The following is a 25610-nucleotide window of genomic DNA, read 5'->3' on the forward strand; positions in this document are numbered from 1 at the left end:
GAAGCGGGTTTTTTCGAAAACCTTTAGGATGGAGAAGAATTGCGTGCGAAACGTGCGCGGACTTTCGCGAACTTTATGAAACATTGCTCGGGTAAATAAAAAAACCCTCGTTCTTAGCAGCTTCTCTCAACCTTTCGTCGAGACATACAAAGCCATGATTAAATGGATTTTTTTCTGCCCAAATCAAAGCCGCAGCTAATTGTAAGGAGTCGGCAGCGCGTAGCGGATGCAATCTTAATAATCGCCGAGCAATCTGTCTGACCTCATTGGTGGGCTCAACCTCTGTCCATCCCGAGGCCAGCGCTTTAAGAATATGGCTAGCTTGCCCTTCCGACAGAAAGTCTAGACTACCTTCCCGTCTTAAGCGCTCTAATGCCGAGTAGCACTCGACCAAGCTGCCCCACCAGGCAACCATAGCCTCATCTTCTACGATTAGTTGTTCAATCGCTCGAGTGTGTGACTCCTTGAAGCAAAGTGGAAGAATAGCGGACGCATCCCAAAACTTCAACGGCTCTCCTCCCGCTCCTCAAGCAATGCTTTCAAGGCAATGCCTTTTTTGTCTAGGGGTCTCGGCATATCCCAAAATCCGTCAGGTAGTCTGTTATGACCTAGCTTAATAAGCCCTTGCTTTTCCAGCTCACGTAATCTTTCGGGCACGGCATCTTCACGCGCTATCGGCACCATTTTTGCCACCGGCTTTCCATGCTCAGTAATAAGAATCTCTTCGCCTGCTTTGACCTTTTTCAAATATTCGCTTAGCGAGGCCTTGAGTTTTGATACAGCTGCTTTTTTCATTTTTAACCTCAATAGTCATATTTTTATGACTATTATAGTTTATTTTCTAGCTTAACGGTAGATATTTTTATCGGCATCTTATGCGCAAGGCTGTACAGTAAGCTCTGCGGCTAGCGCGTGTAAGGCAGGTGCGGGGGGCGCTTTTAGCGCCCCCCTCTGCCGGCAAGGCATACCTATTGAAGCTCGAGTCTGGTCTGGCCGTGAAGTACGCCGAGACGCTGATACGCGCCGCCGAAGTACACGCGCACCTCATATCGCCCGCCCGGCGCCAGCCAGGGGTAGCTTTTCGGGTCGATGTCGAGCAGGTATTTCTTATCACAGGAATTGATTCGAACCACGTTGTCGGCCGACTTGCCCGAGTAAACGAAGACCGCCGAACTCTCCCCAGTCGAGACGAGTACGCGCACCGATTTATCGGTCGCAAAATTTCTCATCCCGTCGCGCGCCGCAAAGCGCAACGGGATGCGCGACGAGCCGTCTGCGACATAGGTTTTGTCCGCCGGGTCGCCTGGACGCCGCACCGGCCTCAGCCAGCCAAAATCATAGCCGACGGTAAAAGGCACCGATTTTAAGGCGCTGTTGCCGGCCGTATCGGTCGCGCGCACATCGAGGGTTTGCTCGCCGGGCGTACTGAAAACCAGCGACCCGCCGCTGAGAACGGTTTTGCCGGCAACGCCTCCGGCAAACGAGCCGACCCCGGAGACCGTATCGGTAACATCGAAGGTGAAGGTTATCGGCTCATTTACCAGGTAGTGATTGTTCGCGCGCAACGGCCGGAGACTTGCCGTCACTTCCGGCTTAGCGCAATCGACCTTCAAGGAAAGGCCGCGCACCTGCTCCCGGTTGCCGGCGGCATCTTCAGAGTAATATGAAAACTCATGCGCGCCGGCGGGCACCGCAAGAATCGCGTCGTAGAGATTGTAGGGGCCGACCGCGAAGCGATAGTGGGTCTTGCCCGCTTCGTTAGACTCGAGAGCGATCTTCGGCCTCGTGACATACCAGCCGTTTTGCCCATCGGGGGCCGGCGGTGTCACCGAGACACGCGTCACCGGCGGCTCGGTGTCGGCAATGAGTTCGACTTGTAGCGGGCTCAGCAACGACTTCGAGAGATTTTCAATACCCGCATAGCTATTTGACGTATCGGAATACCAGTATATCTTGGCGTTAGCCCTACCCGAGCTATCGTCGAACGAGATTATCCTGTCCCACGCGCCCGAGCACTTGGCCGCCGCATACCACCGCGCGACATCTTTAGCGATGGCGCCAAAGACGACGCCGTTGTTCGGATTTCTAAATGCCAGGTACTTGGGGTTAACGCCGGCGCTATCGTACCCGGTAAACCAAGGCCCGATATCGCTCACGCCCAAATTAGTTATAGATACCTCGTCACCGAGGCCGTTCTTCATAAACTGATAATTCCTATTGAAGCAGAGCATGCCGTCAACGGCGCCGTTTGCCATAATCCACTTCTGATCCTTGTAATAGCGAAGCCTGGCGGCGCCAAGCGCTATCTCCGAAAATACCGGACCGCTTTCGACGAGTCGGGCTTGCGCGGCGCCGAAATCACCGGGGTTTACTCCGTTAGAATCAGAGCCCAAAAAGCCGTAAAACCACGACCACGTAGACTCATCGGTTAAGCAATCGGGGTCGTTGGTCAAGTTCTTATCATTGTTGCCGTCAAACCTCAAGTCCGTAATGGCGTTCTTGCCGGAAATGTCGAAACCGGCTCTTCCGCCCCACCCGATATACACGCCGTCTGTTTGCCAAAACTTACCGTAGTCGTTGACCACGGAATTTAGAACCCCGTAATTCGGCTTGCCCGCGCTCGGGTTGCCGTAGTAAAGACGGTATTCGCCGGTGCCGCCCGCATCGGCCTGGGCGAAAAAAGAAATCTTGTAGATGTGGGCGTCGCTTACGCTTACCTGGCAAGGTATCTCGGCGCCGCCGGTGCCGGTTATGCGAATGTCCTCGCCTCGGGGTTTTACCTTATCCGATACAAGAACGACTTCGACCGGCTCATTGGTCCTTTTAATCCCGGCGGGCTCCGTGACCCGAACGACCGCCGAATGCGCCCAGCCGCCGCCCCCTGCCTCCGATAACCCGCTTAATCCGCTGGAATAAGCCGTATTCGACATCCCACCGAACAATACAATCGTTAGAACTAAAATCGCTATATTGATAGCCCTTTTGTGGATATTCAAGAATCATCCCCTCCAATAAATGTTATATGGCGCGACGTAGCGCTTGCTGTGGCCATAGGTCTTCACCTCCCTTGGAATAAAATAAACAAGCGATAACTACGCACTTGCATATTTCAACATTTGTGCTTATATTCCTTTAAGTAAATTAAATTTTGTTTTAGGAAGTGAGATAGATACCAAGACCCCTACTCAACCCAGGCGTGGAGCATGACCGGCCCGCCCGCCCGTTCCTCTATCCCCTTCACCTCGATACGATACCGGGGATTTATATCCGTTAAGTAACCGGCAATCGATTCGGCATGCCCCGCCACGTGGTACGTAGTAATAGCTATCTTCGGGGACTGCTTCTTTATGGTTTCCCTTGCGCCCTTTAGCATGGAGAACTCGTAACCCTCCAGATCGGCCTTGATGTAAGAGACGGGGATGCCGCGCTCGACGAACAGGGTATCCAGCGTTGCAACCTCGACCGGGGCGCCGTCACCGGAGGTGTTCAGGGCCGACGAGATGCCGCGCTCCGATATGTGCGCCGTTCCTTCTTGGTCGGAGAGCGCCATCGGCAATACCTCCACATTGTCAAAGCCGGAAAAGGTCAGCCGCATGGCTTCGACAAATCTTGTCATCGGCTCTATCGCATAGACTTTAGCGGCCCTGTCGGCCGCCAGCAGGCTAAACAATCCTTCGGCCGCCCCGCAATCGACAACGACGTCCCCCGGCGCAACCCGCGTCTGCTCGATCTCGTAATAATGCCAATCCTGGGGGTAACTTAACTCCGCTATCACCTGGTACAGCGAGCCTATCGCAAATTCTTTCGGGTAATACAGCGGGCGCTCAAGGCCGTTCAGATAGACCAATACATAATCGCCGTCTTCAGCAACGCGCCATATGTTTGGTTTTGCTTTCCGCTCACATCTCCGCCCAAATAAAAATTTAATCATCTCCGTTGTCGAGACCCCGTTTTTGCGCCCGGAAAGCCAATGTAAGAGTACCTGCAACCGCCTGTTCACGAGCCCTCCTCATCCAAACCGACCGCCTGCCGGATAGGCGATCAAGCCGCTGTGAGCGCTCGATTTTTCGGCACTTCAGGCCCCTTTTGGTAGGTGCGCGTTGAAACGAAGAAATGGTGCCCTAAAATAAAAGACAAGCGCATATATACGCTTGTCTTATTCTATATTTGTGCAAATATACCTTTATGTATTATGAAGATTTTTTACTTTATCGAGGAGATGATATTGAGATTCTTCGCTTCGCTCAGAATGACAGAGAAAAGCTCAGAATGACACAAGAATTAAGGTGTAGTGGTACTAGCATTGCAGCTTCAATTGACCCTCAACAAAAGTTCTCAAGTAGTCGCGGCGTTCGGCGCTGTTTGCCTCGAAGCGCAGCACCAGTACCGGCTGCGTGTTGGATGCCCGAACCAGGCCCCAGCCGTCTTCGAAAATCAGCCGTACGCCGTCTATCGTGATTATGTCCTTTATTCGCGGCTCGGCGCCGCTCGCGCGGTGCTCCTCGAACACACGCTTGAGCGCCTCGACGACCTCGCGCTTCTTGTCCTCGGGGCAGTCGGCGCGAAGCTCCGGCGTAACAAAAGTCTGCGGCAAGCCCTCGAAGAGACTGCCGACGCCGGTGAAACCGTCATCCTGCGCCCGCTTTCTCTTAACAATCGAAATCAAGCGACACGCGGCGTATAGCGCGTCGTCGTAGCCAAAATACCTATCGGCAAAGAAAAAGTGTCCGCTCATCTCGCCGGCGAGCGCCGCTTTTTCCTCTTTTATCTTGTCCTTGATGAGCGAGTGGCCCGTCTTCCACATAATGGGGACGCCGCCTAGGCGCGCAATCTCGTCGTACATCACCTGAGAGCACTTGACCTCGCCGATAAACTTCTCGCCCTTTCTTTCCCGCAAAATGTCGGTGGCAAATAAAATCATCAGCTTGTCGCCCCAGAGAATGTCGCCCTTCTCGTCGACGCCGCCGAGCCTATCCGCGTCACCGTCGAACGCGATGCCGAAATCGCACCCCTCATCGACGACCATACGGATAAGGTCTTGGAGGTTTTCTTCGACTGTGGGGTCGGGGTGGTGGTTCGGGAAGCGCCCGTCGGGCTCACAATACAGCTCGACGACTTCGCAGCCGAGCGCCCTGAACAACTCGGGGGCGAGGAGGCTCGCCGCCCCGTTGCCCGCATCGACGGCTATCTTTATCCGGGGAAGCTCGACCATGTCACTAAAGGCGTGTCTGATGTATTCAATATAGGGCGGGATGATTTCGTACTCGGCGACACTGCCGCGATCGATAGTCGGAAGCTCGGCGTTGTAGTAAATCTCTTTCAGACGCTGTATCTCCCGCCCGTGGATGGTGTCGTGCCCCACGCATATCTTGAAACCGTTGTATTCCGCGGGGTTGTGGCTGCCGGTAATCATGATGCCGCCGTCGACTTCGAGATGATAAGTCGAATAATATAACAGGGGTGTCGGGCACGGCCCAAGGTCATACACGTGTGCCCCCTGACTTGTCATGCCCTCTATCAAGGCGGCTGAGAGGTCATCCGAACTGAGCCGCACATCGCGGCCTACGCTCAACACAAGCTCGCTCTTTCCGGTTCTATTGCGCACATATTCACAGTAAACAGCGCCTAAGCGCCGCGCAAACTCAACCGTTAACTCCCGCCCAAAAACACCGCGCAGGTCATATTCGCGAAACATCGTCTCTTCCAAAGTTCTTTTCTGCAAGTTATCATCTCCCTAGGACTTGTTTGTAAACATCGAGGGTCTCTCTCGCGAACTGTTCCAGCGAAAAATCATTAACCCGCCTATGCCCTCTCTCTACCAGGCTCGACCTCTTGTCTTCATCTGTAACAACCTCGACTATAGCATCGGCTAATGCGCCTACATCGAGCGGATTGACAATTACCGCGGCGTCACCCACCACCTCCGGCACCGATGACCTATTTGAGGCGATAACCGGGGTTCCGCATGCCATGGCCTCAAGCGGCGGCAAGCCAAAGCCCTCGTAAAGCGAGGGAAACACAAAGACGCTTGCCCCGTTGTAGAGGCCAACCAGCTCATCATCGGTTGTTCCGCCTATAAACCTTACCTTCTGTTCAAGCCCATACTTGCCTATTCGCTCTGCCACGCCCTTAAATTTACTACTCGGCGTGCCCGTAAGAACGAGTTCATGCCTCAACTGGTGCTTATTGATAACTTCATAATACGCGTCGATTAAGTATTCGAGCCCCTTGTTGGGCTTTTGATTGCCGAGCGCAAAAATGAATTCGCCTTTTATATCAAATTTTTCTTTGGTGCGAAGAACGATGTCGCTATCGACTCTGCCGAATATTTCGTCAACGCTCTCATAGACAACCTCGACCTTACTCTGTGCAACGCCAAGCATTTTTACAACATCGTTTTTTGTGCTATTAGACGGCACAATTATGGCCTTCGCGTTTCGGGCGGCGAATAAATTGTACAGGTAATAGTAGGCCTTCCGCACCAGGCTCGGCATGGTGCCCCCAATAATAATCGGGGTCAAATCATGTATGGTTATAACAACCGGATACGTCGTTCGTCCTAAAGGCGACACAAAATGAGGAGTATGCAGAATATCAAAGCCGTATTGCGCGAATTCGCGCCTTAGTTTTAGAGGCGCGCTTAACGAAAATACTTTGGTTCGCAGATAATGCCGCTCAAGATTTGATTTACCAGGAATTTCATGCGCATTATCGCGGTCACAAAAAAGAACCGGCTCGACACCTTCGCCAAATTCCGTAATGCCTTTGATTAGGTGATCGGTATATCTTCCAATGCCGCTCCAGCCTATCATTCGAGCGTCAATTCCTACACGCATGGCAACTCCCGCTATCCGCCCGCAAAAACTTGAGCACTTGACCTCGCCGATAAACTCCTCGCCCTTTCTTTCCCGCAAAATGTCGGTGGCAAATAGTATGACCATACCGCTAAATTTAGCGCTTTTTCTAGCGCCGATATAAATCTTTCTAAGCAAACATTAAGCGCCCTCTAGGTTTAGGAATAGGTCGCCCGAGTTCTTTTGCGAAACGATTGGTCGTCATCGCTCCGATAGATAATCACTTCATACTTAACCATTAGAATCACCCAATCTATGTTTTGAGTAAATCACCGACCGAACTCTATGCCGTGTTTTGGATGTAAAAAGAGCCGATTTTGCCCTAGCGAGGAGCAAGGAACGTGCGGGTTAAGCTAGATCTGATCTTGAAGTATTAGCCAATTTACCGCAACAAACAAATCCTTAGCTACAAAATTCGGCGCAAACTCACTCGGTATACAACTCACCTCTTCTGCCCCATGGCCGGTAGTTACAAGAATCGTTTTACACCCGGCCCTCTTGCCCGCAATCATATCCTTCACCGTATCGCCAATCATATAGGAATAGGAAAGATCAATATCTAAATCGCTAGCGGCCTGAAATATCATCCCCGGTTCAGGCTTTCGGCACGAACAAGCCCGCCCATAGTTTTCGTCGCCGAATTCGGGGTGGTGAACACAGTAATAGATCGCATCTATCCATGCTTCCTCTTTAGCAAGCTCGAACCTCATGTGGGAGTGTATCTCTTCTACTCTTTCTTCGTTAAAATAGCCTCTCGCTACACCGGCCTGATTGGTAACGACGACCACCTTATATGCGGCCTTGTTAAGAATTCGAATAGCCCTAGCCGAATCGGGATAGAATTCGAACCTGCTTACTTCCCTGAGATGACCGACTTCTTCGTTTATCGTGCCATCGCGATCTATAAAAACCGCCTTACTCTTCACTCGACCTCCCCGGTAAAACATCATGGCTCTCGCCCAGACCTCCGAGGAAAGATTCATCAAAAATGGCCTTCTCGACTATGTCGCAGATTATGTGGCCGACGGTTATGTGGGCTTCCTGTATGCGGGGCGTGCTAACAGAAGGGGTTTTAAAGCATATATCTACCATCGGCGCAAGCTTTCCGCCACCCTCGCCGGTAAAAGCAACAGTTACCGCGCCGATCTCTTTGGCCTTTTCTATCGCCGCTACCACGTTGCTAGAATTTCCGCTGGTACTTATCCCAACAACAACATCTTCCGGCCTTGCCCAGGCTTCGATCTGACGGGCAAAGACCCGGTCAAAATCGTAATCGTTGCCGATTGCAGTAAGAATCGAGGTATTAACGCTTAAAGCAATCGATTGCAGAGCTCTACGTTCCATCTGGAACTTGCTCACGAATTCGCAGGCCAAGTGCTGTGAATCGGCCGCACTGCCACCATTCCCCATGAAAATAACTTTACCGCCTACTTGATAGCATTCGATGATCTTCTTAGCGATTTCCATGATAACCGATAGGTGCCCTTCACCTTTGACCAGTGCCTCTTTTACACTAATGCTATCGACAATCTGATCGCGAATTTTGCCCATTAGCTGCACTTTCATATCGCCGGCAACGCCATCCATCCGTCTCTCCTTTACCTGGCAACAGCTCCAACACGACCGCCCGCCACGTTACAATTCTTTAAGGCCAAACGCGAAGTAAACGACCAATCATATAGTTCATTAAACTCTTGTAAGTATTATAGCTCATTGAAATAACCGATGCTAATCGGCGTCCTTGTGCCGCGGCTTGTGAAATCCCGCCGATGGTGACAAGCTTGCGGGCCGATGTCCCTTACCGTAAAACCTATCTTAAGCTCAGCCTTGCCTCGGATAGATGCTTAAAACCTAGGCAACTTAAAAGTAACGGACAAAGTATTCTTGAGCTTTTTCATAGCTCTCAGGCGTCCCGATATCTATAAAGTAGCCATCCGAAACATAGCCAAAAACCGAACCTGTAGTAATTATGGTAGGAATTACATCGTTTTCCAAAGAAACGGGCTTTCCGGGTGCAATGTAGTCTAACACGGCGGGCGAAACTGCATAAATGCCGGCATTTACATGACCAAATCCTTGCGTATCCGAACCCTTCTCCCTAAAGCCTAAAACTCGGTTATTTGAATCTATAGCGACTGAGCCAAAACGGGCTGCATCGTCTACCATAACTAAAGACAAGCTAAGCCCCGCCTCTTTTCCCTCGTGGAAATCGAGAAGCCCCCGACAATCGAGGTCGAAAAAAGTATCGCCGTTTAGCAGCAAGAACGTGCCGTCAATAAATTTAGCAGCATTTAATACCGCCCCAGCAGTACCAAGCGGTTCTTTTTCGACCGAATAGTCAATTTTTAGCCCGAAATTCGAACCATCGCCGAAATACAAGGCGACCTTGTCCGCAAGATATCCGGTGCAAAGCACGATATCGCAAAACCCCTGCGCCTTTAACACCATCAATTGCCATTCCAAAAATGGCCTGCCGGCAACCGGAGCCATTGGTTTTGGCAAATCTGAAACCTTACTTCTCAAGCGAGTGCCAAGTCCGCCAGCCAATATGACTACCCTCATCTAATGCTAACCCAACCTCTCATATACTTGCAACGTATCGGACGCTGTCTTTTCCCAGGAAAATCGCTCTGCGTTTACCAGTCCCTTTTCAATCATACTGCTGCGGAGTTGACTGTTCTCAATAACGCTCAAGATATGCGCGGCCAATTGCTCTACATCGCGCGGACCAAACAGCAAAGCCGCGTCACCCGCAACTTCCGGCAATGACGACACATCGGAGCATACAACAGGCGTTCCGCAAGCCATTGCCTCTAGTACGGGCAAGCCAAAACCTTCATAAATCGATGGGTACAGAAAAGCTTCCGCGCCGCTATAAAGCGCTGGTAAAATATTGTCTTCAATAAAGCCTAAGAAAATTATCTTTTCGTTAAGTTTCAATTCCTCTACCAGTTTAAAGATATCGTCATACAACCAACCCTTGCTACCGGCAATTACTAAGCGATAAGGAAAATCACGCATACTTCCAATGCAGTAACTAAATGCCTTAAGTAGAGTTGCAATATTCTTTCTCGGTTCCATAGTGCCGACATATAGTAGATAAGGTTCGGTTATCCCAAGACCCCCCAAAACAGTATCTATCTGTTGCCTAGCGGCAGGCACATATTGGCTACCCGCGGCAAGATGGATAACCGATATCTTGTCCTCGGGAATTGACAGGTATTCGATAATGTCTTGCTTGGAGCTGTAAGAATCGGCTATTACGGCACTCGCATTATGCGCCGAAAACTTTGCTATTTGCCGCATAAATGTACGGTTGGCCCATGTAAAGTATTCCGGGTAGCGTAGAAATATCAAATCGTGCACAGTAAGAACGCTTGGTATTCCCTTTGGCGCCGGAAAGGAAAAATCGGGAACATGAAAGAGGTCTACCTTCCGTATCAGGTGGTTTGGCGTGCGGCCAATAAGCTTTAAGCCTAATAAATAAGAACGCAGCGCCCTGCCGTTAAAACCATGCACATATATTCGGGACAAGGGCAGACCGAGGCGTGCAGCCAAATCCGACGCGTCTCCGAAGAAAGAATGGAGGACGTACTCGTTTCTCCCGTCCATTTCCAAAAGCTTCGCAACCAACTCACCAGTGTATCTCCCAATGCCCGCCGTCTGGTTGACAGCTGAAGACACATCAATGCCGATTTTCATGAAAAATAGAGCCTTTCCGGAAATTTTATCTTGATTATATAGGTTTCCGGTAACCCCATCAAACCCCCTCCATAAAATAGAAAAGGCGCTTGCCGGGTACGTAAGAGACTTTCACCTCAAATGCGTGAAGCGTGTCCGGCCCACGCTGTTACAAACTTCTCCTTACCGAGACGCTCACGCAGGCATGCGCAACAGACAGCGCCGAGACGCTTTGCAAAACCTATCGTCAGCTCTTGCCCGAATACGCCCCGCAGGTCGTATTCGCGAAACATGGTTTCTTCCAAAGTTCTTTTCTGCAAGTTATTATCTCCCTGCTGTCCCCGGCTATTCCTATGGAATACAGCGCTCTCTATCACGGACTAAAGGCACTTAGGCAAACATTAAGCGCCCTCTAGGTTTAGGAATAGGTCGCCCGAGTTCTTTTGCGGTGTCAAGCCATTCCTGGATTACTACCTCAACATTTGCCAGTGCTTCCTGATAGGTCTCGCCATCAGCCATGCAGCCCGGCAATTCCGGAACCTCTGCAATAAACGATTGGTCGTCATCGCTCCAATAGATAATCACTTCATACTTAACCATCAGAATCACCCAATCTATATTTTGAGATTACATTTCGAACTTGCTTTACCTGATAAGGCTTAGCCTTACCGACTTTAGGTTGTAAGTTTAATATTTCCTCAACCCCGTCTTTAGTAAAAATATGATGACTACTGCGAATTCGCTCGGAAAAGCCTAGCCTGATTAGTAGACTGCGTAAGTCGGCAAAAGAAATATTTGCATCAGATTTGCCAGACAATATTAGGATTAAAACTTTATCGTCACGTGTCATTCTAGCTACCCTATTTTATCAACTGCTGAACGATTTTCAAAAGAAAAGACCTTTCTACTGTCTGGCATAGTCATCCTCGGTCCGCATGATGTCGTCCTCTTCGAGATACTCGCCGTTTTGCACCTCGATTATCTTAAGCGGTATCATCCCCGGGTTTTCCAGGCGATGCATCGTGGAGGGCGGTATGAACGTGCTCTCATTGACATGCACATTGAAGACTTCGCCGCCGCGCGTTACCGTCGCCGTACCCGCTATTACCACCCAGTGCTCACTGCGATGGTGATGCATCTGCAAGCTCAGCCGCTCGCCGGGTTTGACTTCGATGACCTTTATCTTAAAGCCGGGCCCCCGCTCTAACAGCGTATAGCAGCCCCACGGCCTGTACATCGTGCGATGCACCAAGTACTCCTCGGCATTTCGGGCCTTGAGCACATCGACGACCTTGCGCACATCCTGCGCCCTGTCTTTAGAGCACACGAGCGTCGCATCGTGCGTGTCGATGACGACCGTGTCTTTCAGCCCGAGGGTAGCGACCAGCCGGTTCTCCCCAAAGACGATCGAGTCTTCGGAATCGATGTCGATTACATTGCCCGCAATGGCGTTGCCGCGCTCATCTTTCTTCAAGAAATCGCCGATTGCCGTCAGGCTCCCGACGTCCACCCAATCAAGCTCCACCGGCACCACGGCGACTTTATCGGATTTCTCCATTACGCCATAGTCGATCGATGTTGATTCGGCCTCGCAGAAAAGCTCTTTTGTTTTTTCTGAATTCCACTCATTGAGCGAAAGCTCCTTGAACCGCATCAAAAGACTGTACAGTTCCGGCATTAACCGCTCGATCTCATCTAAAACGGTGCTCGCCTTAAAAACGAACATACCGCTGTTCCAAAAATAATCGCCCGCCCGCACATACAGCTCGGCCGTTTCTCTGTCCGGTTTTTCAACAAAGCGCTCTACGGCATATGATGGGTAGGTTTCGCCATGCCCTTGAAGCCTCGCCCCCAGCTTAATATAGCCGAAACCGGTCTCGGGACGACTAGGTTTCAAACCCAGCGTAACGAGATAACCCGCGCTCGCGAGTTCTTCGGCACTTGTAAGCACCGATAAAAACTCGTCGGGATTGCCCAGTAGGTGATCGGATGGAAGAACCGCCATTACGGCGTCTGGATTTATGTTTAAAAGATGAACGGCGGCCAGGCCAATCGCAGGCGCCGTGTTTCTGGCGTGGGGCTCGACAAGATAGCCCACGTTCTTGAAGGGCTCCTTTTCCGTGATAAGATGAGTTCTTATTTCTTCGACAAGCTTGTTGTTGGCGACCACATATACCTGTTCTTGCGGTATGAGCGGCAGCAGACGCTTAATAGTCTGCCAAATCAAGCTTTCGGCACCAAACACCCTGAGCAACTGCTTTGGGCTCATCTCTCGACTCAGGGGCCAGAACCTTGTCCCGGCGCCGCCTGCTAGAATAACGCCGTACAAATTCTTCGAAGTTACCATATAAAACTCCTTACCAGATGCAAACATCATCTTGCGTAATGCTATATCGCATTGATTGTATTTTACCTGCATTTAAAGGCAGTAATCAAGAATCCTTAGATGCTATAGCGTTGCATAGGCGGTGCTTGTATCGCAGTCGCCTTACCGAGGGCCACCTCGTCATAACTTGTAAGCAAATATCTTTCCCGACCCTGTAACCATCCACAGGTATTGGCCTATCAGACAAACGCAGCGCACCAGGCTTCCTTAATCTTAAATGCCTCAACCGCCTCGCCCGATCTGCATCTACCACTATGGCGATAAGACGCAACTTTACTTTATCGACCAACAACCGGTCAACCTTCCCGCCGCTTTTGATTTATTTTATTATTTCAAGTCACCTTACCCTTGTTCGCAAGATACAGGTTTGAGCCATTACTGCCTGTTTCGACTATCAAAGAAGAATTTGCCTCCTTATAAGACAGCTTTCCTGCGCCCCTGCTATTTATCTTTACGAAAGCAATCTTTTGCGCACAGGAAAGAGCTACTTCAATTAGCATCCGCAAACCTTGCGATACACGTCATACGTAAGCTGCGCGGTTTTATCCCATGAGAAAAGCTTTGAACGCTCTATTCCCTTCCCTTTCAAACCAGCGGCAAGCTCTGGCTTAGTTACTACCGCATATATCGCTTCCACCCAAGCACCCACATCATGAGGCTCGAGCAAAATACCCGCATCTGCCACAACTTCAAGTGACGAGGACGTATTTGAAACAACCACTGGTGTTCCACATGCCATAGCCTCAAGCGGCGGAATACCGAAGCCCTCATAAAGGCTCGGAAAAACGAATACCGAAGCAGCACTATGCAGGGCTGCTAGGTCAACATCCTCAACAAAGCCGGTAAAAACAATCTCATTTTCGAGACCTATTTCCGTCACTTTCTTAAAGATTTCTCCATAAAGCCAGCCCTTCTTACCAGCTATCACCAGTTTATGTGGTATAAGATGCTGTTGTTTAAGTGCGGAAAACGCGTCGATGAGGAACGGGATGTTTTTGCGCGGCTCTAACGTGCCAACATAGAGAATATATTCTTGCGGTAATGCATATGTGTTCCTGACGGTGTCCAAAATAGATGAATCTTCGATCGGTTTAACGTTACAGTCCGCAGCCATGTGGGTGACCACAATCTTGCTCTCATCTATCCCTAACAATGTCACCAAATCACGCTTGCTGCTTTCCGAGATCGTTATGACCCTATCAGCTCTGCGAGCCGCAACCGGCACGAACTTGTTAAAGTATGCCGCGTCTCCAGCCGGCATAGTTTCCGGGTAGAAGACAAATGTCAAGTCGTGAATCGATACGACTTGCTTGGCAAAAAGTGTGGGCGGTACCATATAATTCAATGAATGGAATACGTCTGCTTTGCCGATGAAGGGCTCTATTGGGATACCAATACTATTATGCAGCATTCTCTGCACCCTACAAGGTATGCGACTAACCCTAACGCGACCTAGCTCATTTAATTCAGCCGGAAGCGCCTTGCCATGTCTAAAATAGTTATAGAAAAGCAAAAGCTCATCGTCGGTTTGGTTTATGATGCCGGCAAGATGTCGAATTAACTGATACGCATAACAGCCGATACCGGTTCTTGGCGGAATCGCCGGGCTTGCATCAATTGCGATTCTCAAGATTCTTACCCCTTAAGGAGATATTGACCACATGTTTTCCTCTCTTCGCAAATGGTATCTACATTTCAAATGCAGCTACCTACAATAGCTAATTAATTCTATGATATAATCAAGCTTACATCAATTAACTTATGTTTTAAGGGGTTCTATGAGGATACTAGTAACCGGTATCACCGGCTTTGTCGGTGGTCATTTAATTGAATGTTTACACGCAATCCCAAACGTCGAAATATATGGAAGCGCCTTTGGAGCCACCCCTGAATACTTTGATCAGCTAAACACCAATTCTAATGTAACAGTCATAGGTTGCGATTTAACGAAAAGCGATGCAGCAAAGCGACTCGTTGAGATCGCCAAGCCTGATCTGGTATTTCATTTAGCGGGTATCGCCTCGATTGCTGATACATTAGAGAACGCCGAATATGTTATCACCAATAATATAATTGGCCAACTAAACCTATTGGATGCGTTAAAGAGCATATCGCCAAAGGCAAAAGTGCTCATAATCAGCTCGGGCGAGGTGTACGGAAGCGCGTCTGAGGACGAGCTGCCTTTATCGGAAAAAAGTGACCTTCGCCCAAATAATCCATATTCAGTAAGTAAATTGGGGCAAGAGTTTTTGGGTTATCAATTCTACGCAGCATATAATATACCTGTGGTTTTTGCGCGCCCGTTTAATCACACAGGTCCACGGCAGCATGGTAATTTCGTAGTGCCTAGTTTCGCCAAGCAAATTGCCGAGATAGAGGCCGGATTAAGGAAACCAATAATGCGTGTAGGAAACTTACAGGCAAAGCGTGATTTCTTGGATGTAAGAGATGTTGTAAAAGCATATTGGCTTACTCTCAATAAAGGAATACCCGGTCAAAGATATAATGTCGCTTCAGGAAAAATGCAATCTATAGCTCAAATTCTAAATCTCCTGCTTCGGCATTCGAAGGCATCAATCGAAGTTAGAATCGATCCAAAGTTGGTTAGAGGCATTGATACGCCATGCCTCCTTGGCGATGCCGGTAAACTTAGAGAACTGACAGGTTGGCAGCCCGAGATACCGCTAGACAAGACGCTGGCAGACACTTTAGACTACTGGCGACATTTTATTAAATTACGAAAGGGGAATTAATTTGAATAAAAAAGCGCTTATTACAGGAATAACCGGTATGGCCGGCAGTCATCTTGCCGATTACCTACTCGACTTAGGCGATATCGAGGTGCATGGCACTAAAAGATGGCGCAGTAACCCTGCGAATATTGCTCATATCGAGAACAAGATTGCGCTGCATGATTGTGATCTAACGGATTATAAAAATGTTCTGGGGGTTATCCGAAAGGTCAAGCCCGATTTTATCTTTCATTTAGCCGCACAGAGCTATGTTCCAACTTCGTGGGTCTCTCCTGCAGCAACGCTCAGCGATAACATCACGATGCAGGTAAACGTGTTCGAAGCGGTTCGCGAAGCGGGTATTGATCCGACTATTCAGATCGCGCTCTCATCCGAAGAGTATGGTCTGGTCTTACCGGATGAAGTCCCAATCAATGAAGACAATCCACTGCGGCCGCTAAGCCCTTATGCGGTAAGTAAGGTGGCACAGGATATGCTGGGGTATCAGTACCACCAAAGTTATGGCTTAAAAGTAATCAGAACACGCACGTTTAACCACGAAGGCCCGAGGCGCGGCGACGTCTTTGTAACCAGCAATTTCGCCAAGCAAATTGCCGAGATAGAGGCCGGTAAGAAAGAGCCGGTTATTGAGGTGGGAAACCTTCAGGCTAAGCGCGATTGGGCGGATGTGCGCGATACCGTCAGAGGCTACTGGCTTGCCGTCAATAAGTGCACGCCCGGCGATGTCTATGTTATCGCGAGCGGAGTAACGCGAACGGTCCAGGAGATGCTCGATCTTCTACTTAGCATGAGCAACATAAAGGTGGAAGTAAGGCAAGACCCATCGAGAATGCGGCCATCTGACGTCGAAATTCTTTTAGGCGATTATAGCAAGTTTAGGGCGGCAACAGGCTGGGAGCCAACTATACTATTTGAGAAGATGATGGAGGACCTGCTTAATTACTGGCGGAAGATAATTAATAAATGCTAGGACAACGAATAGCGGTTAAGGGGGTCGTTTAATTGGGATTCTGGGACGATAAGAAAGTAATTATAACAGGCGGCGCAGGGTTTCTGGGTTCGTATGTGGTCGATAAACTGAAGAAACGAAATTGTGCTGAAATATTCGTGCCTAGAAGTAAAGATTATGACCTGGTTGACAACCAGGCTGTGAAGCAACTTTATGCCGATGTTAAGCCCGATATAGTCATCCACCTGGCCGCTGTGGTCGGCGGGATTGGTGCCAATAGGGTAAATCCGGGCAAATTCTTCTACGATAACCTGATGATGGGTGTCCAGCTGATGGAGCAGGGACGCCTGTTCGGCATAGAAAAATTCGTTGCCCTTGGCACCATTTGCTCATACCCAAAATTCACGCCAATCCCCTTCAAAGAGAAAGACCTTTGGAACGGGTATCCCGAGGAGACAAATGCCCCTTATGGTCTGGCAAAAAAAATGCTTCTCGTACAATCTCAGGCGTATCGGGACCAATACGGTTTTAATTCAATCTTTCTCCTTCCAGTCAACCTTTATGGGCCGAGGGATAATTTTGATCCCAATTACTCGCATGTTATCCCCGCACTCATTAAAAAATGCATCGATGCGATCGAAAACGACGATGATGAAATCATCGTCTGGGGCACAGGCTCGGCAACCCGCGAGTTCCTCTATGTGGAAGATTGTGCTGAGGGTATCCTTCTAGCGGCTGAGCACTTCAATAAAAGCAATCCGGTAAACCTCGGGGCCGGCTTTGAAATATCAATTAAAGACCTGGTAGAGCTAATCGTTGAGCTTACGAGCTTTAGTGGCAGGGTTATGTGGGATGCCACCAAGCCTGATGGGCAGCCCAGAAGGTGTCTCGATACGACAAGGGCCGAGAGGGAGTTTGGCTTTAAGGCAAAGACAGACTTTGAGAAGGGTTTAAAGGAAACGATTGAGTGGTATGGGCAACTGCGTGGGTTATAAAACCGTGTACGGCTATAGACTAGGCAAAACATCATTTACAAGTAGATAGCAATCCCATGAACTGCAAAATTTAACTATTCTTTATTTCTCTTCATACTAAGGTTTCGCAGGAATAACCAGAACGCTATCGATACCGCGAACATAGAGATCTTTATCAATACGCCTTCTACGCTATTATTTATAAAATACTCCGTAAATGAACTCCCCAGAGAAACGAAAACAATGGAGGCAGGAATAAGAAAGACAAAGGTTGAGATGGAAAACTCAGCCAGCCCAATTGAAGTTACCCCAAAAAAATAACCTATAAGTGAAGATGGAAATATCGGGTTCAAGCGTAGAAATGCATTTAACCTCCAACCTTTGTTAACCTCTTTTTTTAAATATAGGTTAAACTTTTCATTCTTTACTTTAGCCTTAATAAAATCACCGGCGGTATATCTTGAAATTAAAAAAGCTATCGTTGAACCGACAGTAGCACCGCTCACATCAACAACCACCCCCCAGAAAGGGCCCCACAACATTCCTGCAAGTAATGCCAGATAAAAAGTGGGTAGGAAAATACCTGGCGAGACAAGGTATAAAAACAGCATGATATACGGGGCCATACTGGCGTTGCTTTTGATAGCATGCACTATATTTTCGGTCGAAATGTATCCGTTCGACCTCAGAAAAAAAAGGGTGACTATGCAAACCATAATTATGATTATGAGCGATAATTTAAGTATTGATCTCCAGTTGATCCGGTTATTCATTAAAGCCATGGGTACTTTCAACAATATAGTTCGGTCTTCCCTTTGTTTCGAGGAATATAGAGTTTATATATAGCCCGAGCATTCCAATTGTGAGCAATTGAATGCCGCCAAGCATGAGTATAGTTGCCATTATGGCCGACCAACCCGGCAAAGAAAGTTGGAGGAACTTCATAATGAATATCACAATCAAAAAACAAAAGGCGCCAGCTGATACTAAAAAGCCGATAAATAAAGAAACTTTCAAAGGTATGCTTGAGAATGAAATTAGAGCAGAGTCTAAGAAATTGCTAATCACTTTCCGCCCATATACTTTAAACTTAGTCTCCCCAGCATAACGAGCGTCCCTATTGTAGTAGATAGTTTCTTGCTTGAACCCAATCCATCTGACTAATCCCCGCGTAAACGGCTTCTTTTCTTTTAGCTTTATTAATTCGTTCACAGCCCTTCTTGAAAGTAACTTGAAATCCCCGACTTCCGGCTCTATATTGACGCTAGAAACCTTATTTAGAGTCAGGTAACCGATTTTAGTAATTAGTAACTTAATCTTTGATTCGCCTGCTCTAGATACCCTTCTAGTATCAACTATATCTGCATCACCGTTTAACCAGACCTTTACCATTTCCGGAATAACCTCAGGCGGGTCCTGTAAATCGGCATCCATATAAACAACAGCATCGCCAGAAGAAAACGCCATTCCAGCAAGGACGCAGGGAGAGACGCCGAAGTTTCGCGACATGTTGACTATCTTTATACTTTTGTTGTTTTTTGATAATCTTATCAAGATTTCTTTCGACTTATCGGTCGACGCATCGTTCACTAAGATAAGTTCGTGGTCACTAACGACCCCTTTCAAATCTTTCTTAAACACATTTTCAAGCCTATTGACGAGTTCCTCGATAACGTTTTCCTCATTATAAAATGAAAGCACGACAGACAATACCTTTATTTCTTTATTCACAAAAAGACCCTTTCCATTGAAATTTCGGAGGAATTCCCAATAGACCGCATGACTTTAAGAATCTACAAATGGTATCGTTATGGCTAAAATTAGAATCCCCCTCACATCGCTCATTTTAGATAACAACCTACTCCCTGTCAAACAGGACTTTAAGACTTAAGCGAACACGATTCCGCCAGATAGACCTATTAAAAGAAGCTATTCAGGTTGTCTTTTAGCGGGTGGACTTGGACTTGTGTTCCGTGGAAGGTGAGTTTTTGGTTAACACATCATGTACCAGCAAATAACTATCTAAGAGTTCTTGAACTGATGAGTAATTCCTTGCTTCTATCGTAACGTTGATTTTATTTCGTTTAATCAGCTCAGCATATCTTTTTATGATAGCGTATTGAGCACTATCCGAGTAGATTGGGAAATGGCTATCGTTAATAGCATCATTTTCGGAGAGGTGAATTTCTACAATTCTATCGCTATACTTTTCAAACAAAAGCCCTGCCGCCTCCAGGTAGTCAAAGCCCAAGAGCCTTGATGAGACCTTCAAGTGCCCCAGATCTAGTAATAAGTACATCTGAGAAAATCTCTCCATCATCAGGACAATTTTGTCCACATGCATCATAAAACAGCATTCTTTGTTTCTGTTGTTCGGGTACAGGTTTTCGACTGCTATCTTTGTGTCCGAAAACTCTCTTACAAACCACTCGATATTGCTTTCTATGTTTTCTAGAAGAAAAACTTTTTTATCACCGGATTCAAAAAGAAGCTCGTTCTCGAAGTCGAACGTTCTCTTAAACCCCGCATGGATGGAGTAATAACCGATACCCAACGACTTGACATACCTCATTGTCTCTGTTAAAAACACCCTCGTTTTTTTGCTTGTATCGGCAAAATTCAAAATGAAGTGCTCTGGTGGAGGCGGGAAATAACCGTGTACTAAAAAATTGATACCCTCTTGCTGCTTAACCTTTATCAGTTTCTGAAGAAGCTTATCATCATATAGGCAACCGCCGGATAGTTCAATATTCCGCGTTATTCCTAATAATTGGCGTATCGCTTCGAAAATATTGTTCGTTTGGATTGAAGACGTTGAGATGTAGAGCAAGTTAAAATCAGCCTTCTAGTATCTTTCTTTTCAACCTAGTCTTCGTTAGCTCTTGTATATGCCCCTTAACGTTTTTTCCGAACTTTTCCTCGATCATATTTAAGTAACCCGCATTTTCGTAATACCGGTGAAACGCATCATCCCTGAATGCCAGCACTTCCGCTGCGCTGATATGCTTCGTTGGCAAGGGGAGCATATCATACGAATGTTGCGAAAATCCGTGCCACTTTTCTGGGAGCACCCATCCTTCTTTAACCGCGATGGCGTATAATTTCGACCCCGGATAGGCCATGGCGCAGTAAAAGTTTGCGAATTCACAATTCAACTCTGTGGCCATATCGAATGTCTCTTGCATTGTTTCTAGGTTATCATCCGGCAAGCCAAAGATATAATTCCCTATCACTCGAATACCGGCATCATGGATAGCCCGTACCACGCTCTTTACATCATTTACTCTCATTCTTTTTTCGGCGCCATCTCTTACATCAGGATTAGCCGATTCGACCCCTAGCGCAAGCCAGTTAATCCCAGCTTCTTTCATGCGCCTCAAATTATCCTCTTTTACGGTATCCACCCTCGCATATGCCCAGATATTTAAATCGAGACCCCTTCTTATTATCAAATCAACGATTGTCATGTAATGCTTATCACTTAGAACGAACAACTCATCAACAATCTTAACATTCCTTATCCCGTGTTCGCTCACTAGCAATTCGATTTCTTTTACAACTAATTCGGGACTCCTATACCTTATGCCAGGCTTTCCAAAAGGTGCATTTATGCAGCAAAAGACACAAGAATAAGGGCAACCGAGACTTGTATATACGGCACCATAAGGCATTCTATTCTCTAAATCATCAAAACAGTGCCAGTTATGCGCTCTATACTTTTGCATTGGAAGCAAATCCCATGCGGCAACAGAAAGCATTTTATCCAGATCTTTAACAAGCGGGGCTCTCGGGTTATTTTTAATGGCGCCATCCTCGTAATACCAAAGCCCTGGTATATGCGAGTATTCCTTCTTTCCTGATTTTAAGGCCTGCGTTAAGCCTGTGAGAGTATAAAACCCCTCACCCTCTATTACAAAATCAACCTTTTCCTCTTGGAGTGTTTGTTGAGGCAATGCCGAGGGATGAAGCCCCCCAATGGCCACTTTTGAAGACGTGTTTTCCTCTATAGCCTTACATATCTTTCCCGCAATCGTCATGTTCTGTGTTGATGCGGAGGGTTGGGAACCATAAACTATCACGGCGGATAGTATTGGGTTTAATTCATTAACCCTTGTTGCGGTCTCACCTGGAGAAATATTTTCAGCGTTTGCATCAATTATTGACACATTCAATCCACTGTTCCTAAGATAAGCGGCTAGCACTGCCACCCAGAATGGGGGTTCGATTGCGGAATAATCCCTTCCTAAGTCCTGATAGACTTGCTTCCTGTCCCCGGGATTAATTAATACTAAATCTACTGTCCGACTCATCAAGCTCACTTTAACACTTCTCTGATAGCCTTTGCGATACTTCCCTCATCCAAATTGTTTAATTTATGTAAATGCTCCCTACCGCCCATTTCAAAAACATATTCGTCCCCAAATCCCATTCTTCTAAGCCCGATCTTAGGGTTTTTGTTTTCTAGTATGGTAGAGACGAGGCTATCCAGCCCCCCTGTGTTTATGAAAGCTTCTTCAAGAGTTATTACAGCCTCGTATCTGTTTAAAGATTCAAAAAATGAATCTTTATCAAAAGGCTTCAGCATGAACATATCGATAAGCCCGATTTTTATACCATCGTTCAGTAATTTATCCGCTGCTTTTACCGCGGTATGCGTCATAAAACCGGTTGAAACTAAGCAGCATCCCTCCCCTTCTGCTAATTCACAAAATCCTTTCTGAAAATCGATGTTTGCTGTATTCGGATAGATTCGCGGCAATGGTTTACTGTCAAACCTCATATACTTGGGTTTTTTAACATCTATCGAATAGTCCAAAAACTTTTCAGCAAGCACCCAGTCGCTAGGGGAGAATACGGTAACGTTTGGCAATGTCCTCATTATAGTAATATCTTCTAAACAATGATGCGTCGGACCAGATACATCATAACTTAGTCCCGCGCCAACCCCCACCAGGTTTACGTTGACTGTCTTTACCTGTGATAGCAGCGAGAGGTTGTTCCTTATCTGTTCGTAAGCCCTCATCGTCAAAAATGGCGCAATCGCGTAAGCGTATACGTTATAACCTTCTAGCGCAAGCCCAGTCGCTACATTGATGAGGTTTTGCTCAGCTATCCCAACATTTATAAACCTGTCTTTAAAATCCTCTTTTAGTTTATCCAGCTTAGGAGACCCAAAGTCTGCGGATAGAAAGAATAGGCTACTATCTTCATGCATGCGCTCATAAATTTTTTCTATGAGCGCATCCCTCATGGTTTTTGTTTCAACTCTCGTCTCTATTATCATTTCAACCCCGCAATTATCAAATCGATCTCTTCTTCCCTTAAGCTCCTAATATGGCTCAAGGGGTCTTTCTCTAAGCTTGGAACGCATTTTCCTTTTATCGTATCTGCGATCAATAGTTTTGGCTTGTTGCTTTTATCCTCTTTCAGCTCTATTAACGCATCATATAGGCACCCGATATCATGGCCATCGACCCTTTTAACTTTCCACCCGTATACCTCGAATTTCTCATCAAGCGGTTCGAGGTCTATGATATTAGCGCAAAGGTCAAGCATGCACGCTTTATTACTATCGATTATCGCTATCAAATTATCTAACTTATGCTCGCCCGCAAACATGACAGCTTCCCATACAGAACCTTCGTACAGCTCACCATCACCTAGCAGTACGAATACTTTTTCATTTCCGTTCTTACTTTTCAAAGCCAGGGTTACACCACATGCAACCCCCAATCCGTGACCTAAAGAACCGTTTATGCTTTCATATCCAGGTATTATGGGGTCGGGGATTCCTCCTAAGATTGAACCTTCTTTGCATACCCTGCTTAATTCTTGTTTGTCAAAATAGCCCAAATCGGCTAATATCGGGTAAAATGAGATTGAACCGTGGCCCTTGCTAATTATAAACCTATCCCTATTTTCCCAGAGGATGTCCCGGGGATCATGATTGATGATCTTGCCGTAATATAAAACAACAAATATCTCTACAGGCGATAGTGAAGAGGCAACTCTGGTTTCCTGAGCTATTCTATGTATATTTAGAGTTTCCTTTCTTACCCATGTAGCCTTCTCTTTCAGAAAGCTAATTAGCTCTTCAGATTTTTGCGCTGGCATAGCATGTTCCTCATTCTATCCGATTATTATTTAAGTACCATTCGTACGTTATTTTAATACCATCTTCTATGGCAGTAGCTGGTCTCCACCCTAGACTTAAAAATTTTGAGCTATCTAAAAGCTTTCTCGGCGTTCCATCCGGCTTGCTTAAATCCCATAAGATTTCACCTTTAAAGCCCACAATTCTTGATATAATCTCGGCAAGTTCCTTTATTGAGTGATCAGCGCCAGTCCCTAAATTATAATGGTTATTTTGAAATTTTTCAGCATTTTCCATAACGAAAACGGAGGCGCCAACAACGTCTTCACTGAATATAAACTCCCTTCTCGGGCTCCCGCTTCCCCAAAGGGTTACTTTATCTCTTCCTTCCATCTTTGCTTCATGGAGCTTTCGGATAAGTGCGGCCATAACGTGGGAGTTCTCTAAATCATAATTGTCGTTAGGCCCGTACATGGAATTCGGAACCAGCGCAATAAACCTATTCGTCTTATACTGGCTGTTGTATCCCTTGCAGGCAATTATACCCGCAATCTTTGCCGCCGCGTAAGCTTCGCTAGTCTCCTCGATCGCGCCGGTTAGCAAATATTCTTCTTTTATAGGCTGCGGGCAGTTTTTCGGATACACGCACGACGAACCGTAAAAGATAAGATGTTTTACCTCGTTTTCCTGTGCCGCCTGAAAAACATTATCCTGAGTTGCGATGTTGACATGCAAAAAATCTGCTGGATAGGTTTTATTAGCTACAATGCCCCCGGTTAGTCCAGCGGCAAGAAAAACGTACTCGGGTCGTTCTCTCTGAAAAAAGTCGGCTACTGCCCCCTGATTTGTAAGATCAAGCTCACTGTGGGTCCTCGTGAGTATGTTCTGATAACCGGCGGATTTTAATTTTGTTACCAGCGCCGAACCCAAAAGACCGGTATGTCCCGCAACATAAATCCTTGAATCTTTAAACATTGCTGTAACTGCTATTTGTAATTATCGCGTAACCTTTGATAAGTTCCTTTATCCCCATCTCCAGGGAGTGTGTGGGCTTGAAACCCGTGCTTTCAATCTTCTCGTTTGAGACGATATAATCCCTCTTATCGGGGTCCTCACCTATCGGGGCTTCCATAATCGTAAAATCGGGAACCTGCTCCTTTATCTTGGAACAAAGCTCGAGTTTCGAGAGATTGGCATCGGATAACCCCACATTGTATGACTCATTCTTCATCGCCTCAAAGTTATCGATCACATGAATGAAGGCTCTGGCAACATCACGAACGTGGATGTAATTCCTCTTGAAATGGCCTTCAAAAACAACTATAAAACGATCTTTAACAGCCCTGTAGGTAAAATCATTAACTAACAGATCAAGCCTCATCCTCGGAGACATGCCAAAAACCGTAGCAAGCCTCAGACTTATGGCGTCGCCCCTATCAAGTAGAAAACTCTCTGCCTCCACCTTTGTTTTTCCATAAGAGGATATCGGGTTTAAAGGTGTTTCCTCCGTGCAATAGATGCCTTTTTGCCCAACGCCATATCCGCTATTTGTGCATGGATAAACAATCCTCTGTTCTTTTGAGGCAAGCTTAGCGACAGAGATTACCGCATCCCTGTTAGTACTTACGGTACCCGACTTATCCCTATTGCATAGCGGTGCGCCCACTAACGCCGCCAGGGGAATGATGTAATCCACATCTTTCAAGAGCGGTTTTAAAGTACCCTCGTCCCTCGCATCACCCCGGACAACATCAAAATTCTCGGAAGCGCAACTATCAAGCAGGGAATTCTGTTTAAACATAAAATTATCCAGCACAGTTACCCTGTGCCCCAACTCCAACAGTCTGGGAACAAGCGTCGAACCCAAATAACCAGCACCACCAGTAACCAATATTTTATAGCTCACCTGATCACTCTTT

At 47.1% G+C, this 25610-nt stretch carries 25 protein-coding genes; 3 read left to right on the forward strand and 22 right to left on the reverse strand.

What is annotated here, in order from left to right; all coding sequences use genetic code 11:
• Nucleotides 1-73: 73 nt before the first annotated feature.
• From KGZ93_05945 to KGZ93_06010, 14 genes are all read right to left on the reverse strand, one after another.
• Nucleotides 74-508 carry a type II toxin-antitoxin system VapC family toxin gene (locus tag KGZ93_05945; protein ID MBS3909150.1) on the reverse strand — a complete coding sequence of 145 codons (435 nt, stop codon included), beginning with the start codon at nucleotides 506-508 and terminating at the stop codon, nucleotides 74-76.
• A complete protein-coding gene (locus KGZ93_05950; GenBank protein MBS3909151.1) occupies nucleotides 505-795 on the reverse strand; it encodes a type II toxin-antitoxin system prevent-host-death family antitoxin in 291 nt (96 codons plus the stop codon). The genes KGZ93_05945 and KGZ93_05950 overlap by 4 nt, the downstream gene beginning before the upstream one ends.
• A gap of 173 nt (nucleotides 796-968) precedes the next feature.
• Nucleotides 969-2996, reverse strand: a complete 2028-nt coding sequence (locus KGZ93_05955; GenBank protein ID MBS3909152.1) for a hypothetical protein — start codon at nucleotides 2994-2996, stop codon at nucleotides 969-971.
• Nucleotides 2997-3181: 185 nt separating this feature from the next.
• Nucleotides 3182-4000 carry an FkbM family methyltransferase gene (locus KGZ93_05960; GenBank protein ID MBS3909153.1) on the reverse strand — a complete coding sequence of 273 codons (819 nt, stop codon included), beginning with the start codon at nucleotides 3998-4000 and terminating at the stop codon, nucleotides 3182-3184.
• Between the two features lie 297 nt (nucleotides 4001-4297).
• Nucleotides 4298-5707 (reverse strand): phosphomannomutase/phosphoglucomutase, encoded by a 1410-nt coding sequence (locus KGZ93_05965; GenBank protein ID MBS3909154.1) that lies wholly within the window; start codon nucleotides 5705-5707, stop codon nucleotides 4298-4300.
• Between the two features lie 19 nt (nucleotides 5708-5726).
• A complete protein-coding gene (locus KGZ93_05970) occupies nucleotides 5727-6992 on the reverse strand; it encodes a glycosyltransferase family 4 protein (GenBank protein MBS3909155.1) in 1266 nt (421 codons plus the stop codon).
• Between the two features lie 215 nt (nucleotides 6993-7207).
• Entirely contained in the window at nucleotides 7208-7801 is a 594-nt protein-coding gene (gmhB, locus tag KGZ93_05975) for a D-glycero-beta-D-manno-heptose 1,7-bisphosphate 7-phosphatase (protein ID MBS3909156.1), read from the reverse strand.
• Entirely contained in the window at nucleotides 7770-8405 is a 636-nt protein-coding gene (locus KGZ93_05980) for a D-sedoheptulose 7-phosphate isomerase (GenBank protein MBS3909157.1), read from the reverse strand. Before KGZ93_05980 ends, gmhB begins: the two co-directional genes overlap by 32 nt.
• 309 nt (nucleotides 8406-8714) lie before the next feature.
• A complete protein-coding gene (locus tag KGZ93_05985; protein MBS3909158.1) occupies nucleotides 8715-9401 on the reverse strand; it encodes a nucleotidyltransferase family protein in 687 nt (228 codons plus the stop codon).
• Nucleotides 9402-9422: 21 nt separating this feature from the next.
• Nucleotides 9423-10556, reverse strand: coding sequence for a glycosyltransferase family 4 protein (locus KGZ93_05990; protein MBS3909159.1), 1134 nt, complete (start codon nucleotides 10554-10556; stop codon nucleotides 9423-9425).
• 116 nt (nucleotides 10557-10672) lie between these two features.
• Nucleotides 10673-10855, reverse strand: coding sequence for a hypothetical protein (locus KGZ93_05995; GenBank protein ID MBS3909160.1), 183 nt, complete (start codon nucleotides 10853-10855; stop codon nucleotides 10673-10675).
• 70 nt (nucleotides 10856-10925) lie between these two features.
• Complete coding sequence (locus KGZ93_06000; GenBank protein MBS3909161.1) at nucleotides 10926-11135, reverse strand: type II toxin-antitoxin system HicB family antitoxin; 210 nt, start codon at nucleotides 11133-11135, stop codon at nucleotides 10926-10928.
• Nucleotides 11136-11439: 304 nt separating this feature from the next.
• Nucleotides 11440-12882 (reverse strand): mannose-1-phosphate guanylyltransferase/mannose-6-phosphate isomerase, encoded by a 1443-nt coding sequence (locus KGZ93_06005; GenBank protein ID MBS3909162.1) that lies wholly within the window; start codon nucleotides 12880-12882, stop codon nucleotides 11440-11442.
• A 532-nt stretch (nucleotides 12883-13414) separates the two neighbouring features.
• A complete protein-coding gene (locus tag KGZ93_06010; protein MBS3909163.1) occupies nucleotides 13415-14551 on the reverse strand; it encodes a glycosyltransferase family 4 protein in 1137 nt (378 codons plus the stop codon).
• A 148-nt stretch (nucleotides 14552-14699) separates the two neighbouring features.
• On the opposite strand from KGZ93_06010, the gene KGZ93_06015 reads away from it, so the two are divergent.
• Genes KGZ93_06015 through KGZ93_06025 form a run of 3 tightly spaced genes read left to right on the forward strand, consistent with a single transcriptional unit; the run spans nucleotide 14700 to nucleotide 17618 of the window.
• A complete protein-coding gene (locus tag KGZ93_06015) occupies nucleotides 14700-15674 on the forward strand; it encodes a GDP-mannose 4,6-dehydratase (GenBank protein ID MBS3909164.1) in 975 nt (324 codons plus the stop codon).
• 37 nt (nucleotides 15675-15711) lie between these two features.
• Nucleotides 15712-16644: a GDP-mannose 4,6-dehydratase gene (locus tag KGZ93_06020; GenBank protein ID MBS3909165.1), complete on the forward strand. Its 933-nt coding sequence runs from the start codon at nucleotides 15712-15714 to the stop codon at nucleotides 16642-16644.
• A gap of 32 nt (nucleotides 16645-16676) precedes the next feature.
• Complete coding sequence (locus KGZ93_06025) at nucleotides 16677-17618, forward strand: GDP-L-fucose synthase (GenBank protein MBS3909166.1); 942 nt, start codon at nucleotides 16677-16679, stop codon at nucleotides 17616-17618.
• A 74-nt stretch (nucleotides 17619-17692) separates the two neighbouring features.
• Here the strand turns inward: KGZ93_06025 and KGZ93_06030 are convergent, their stop codons facing one another.
• The 8 genes from KGZ93_06030 to KGZ93_06065 all read right to left on the reverse strand — a co-directional run bounded on the left by KGZ93_06030 (nucleotide 17693) and on the right by KGZ93_06065 (nucleotide 25597).
• On the reverse strand, nucleotides 17693-18223 hold the full coding sequence (locus KGZ93_06030) for a TVP38/TMEM64 family protein (protein ID MBS3909167.1): 531 nt from the start codon (nucleotides 18221-18223) through the stop codon (nucleotides 17693-17695).
• Between the two features lie 139 nt (nucleotides 18224-18362).
• Nucleotides 18363-19328 (reverse strand): glycosyltransferase family 2 protein, encoded by a 966-nt coding sequence (locus tag KGZ93_06035; protein MBS3909168.1) that lies wholly within the window; start codon nucleotides 19326-19328, stop codon nucleotides 18363-18365.
• A 214-nt stretch (nucleotides 19329-19542) separates the two neighbouring features.
• Entirely contained in the window at nucleotides 19543-20427 is an 885-nt protein-coding gene (locus KGZ93_06040) for a hypothetical protein (GenBank protein ID MBS3909169.1), read from the reverse strand.
• A gap of 7 nt (nucleotides 20428-20434) precedes the next feature.
• Entirely contained in the window at nucleotides 20435-21907 is a 1473-nt protein-coding gene (locus tag KGZ93_06045; GenBank protein ID MBS3909170.1) for a cobalamin-dependent protein, read from the reverse strand.
• Between the two features lie 5 nt (nucleotides 21908-21912).
• The gene (locus tag KGZ93_06050; protein MBS3909171.1) at nucleotides 21913-22881 is read right to left on the reverse strand and encodes a transketolase; all 969 of its coding nucleotides are present in this window, start codon (nucleotides 22879-22881) and stop codon (nucleotides 21913-21915) included.
• The gene (locus tag KGZ93_06055; protein MBS3909172.1) at nucleotides 22878-23711 is read right to left on the reverse strand and encodes a transketolase; all 834 of its coding nucleotides are present in this window, start codon (nucleotides 23709-23711) and stop codon (nucleotides 22878-22880) included. The genes KGZ93_06050 and KGZ93_06055 overlap by 4 nt, the downstream gene beginning before the upstream one ends.
• A gap of 10 nt (nucleotides 23712-23721) precedes the next feature.
• Nucleotides 23722-24666, reverse strand: coding sequence for a GDP-L-fucose synthase (locus tag KGZ93_06060; GenBank protein ID MBS3909173.1), 945 nt, complete (start codon nucleotides 24664-24666; stop codon nucleotides 23722-23724).
• The gene (locus tag KGZ93_06065; protein ID MBS3909174.1) at nucleotides 24659-25597 is read right to left on the reverse strand and encodes an NAD-dependent epimerase/dehydratase; all 939 of its coding nucleotides are present in this window, start codon (nucleotides 25595-25597) and stop codon (nucleotides 24659-24661) included. The genes KGZ93_06060 and KGZ93_06065 overlap by 8 nt, the downstream gene beginning before the upstream one ends.
• Between the last annotated feature and the right edge of the window lie 13 nt (nucleotides 25598-25610).

The sequence above is a fragment of the Actinomycetota bacterium genome, assembly GCA_018333515.1.
GTDB lineage: Bacteria > Actinomycetota > Aquicultoria > Aquicultorales > Aquicultoraceae > Aquicultor.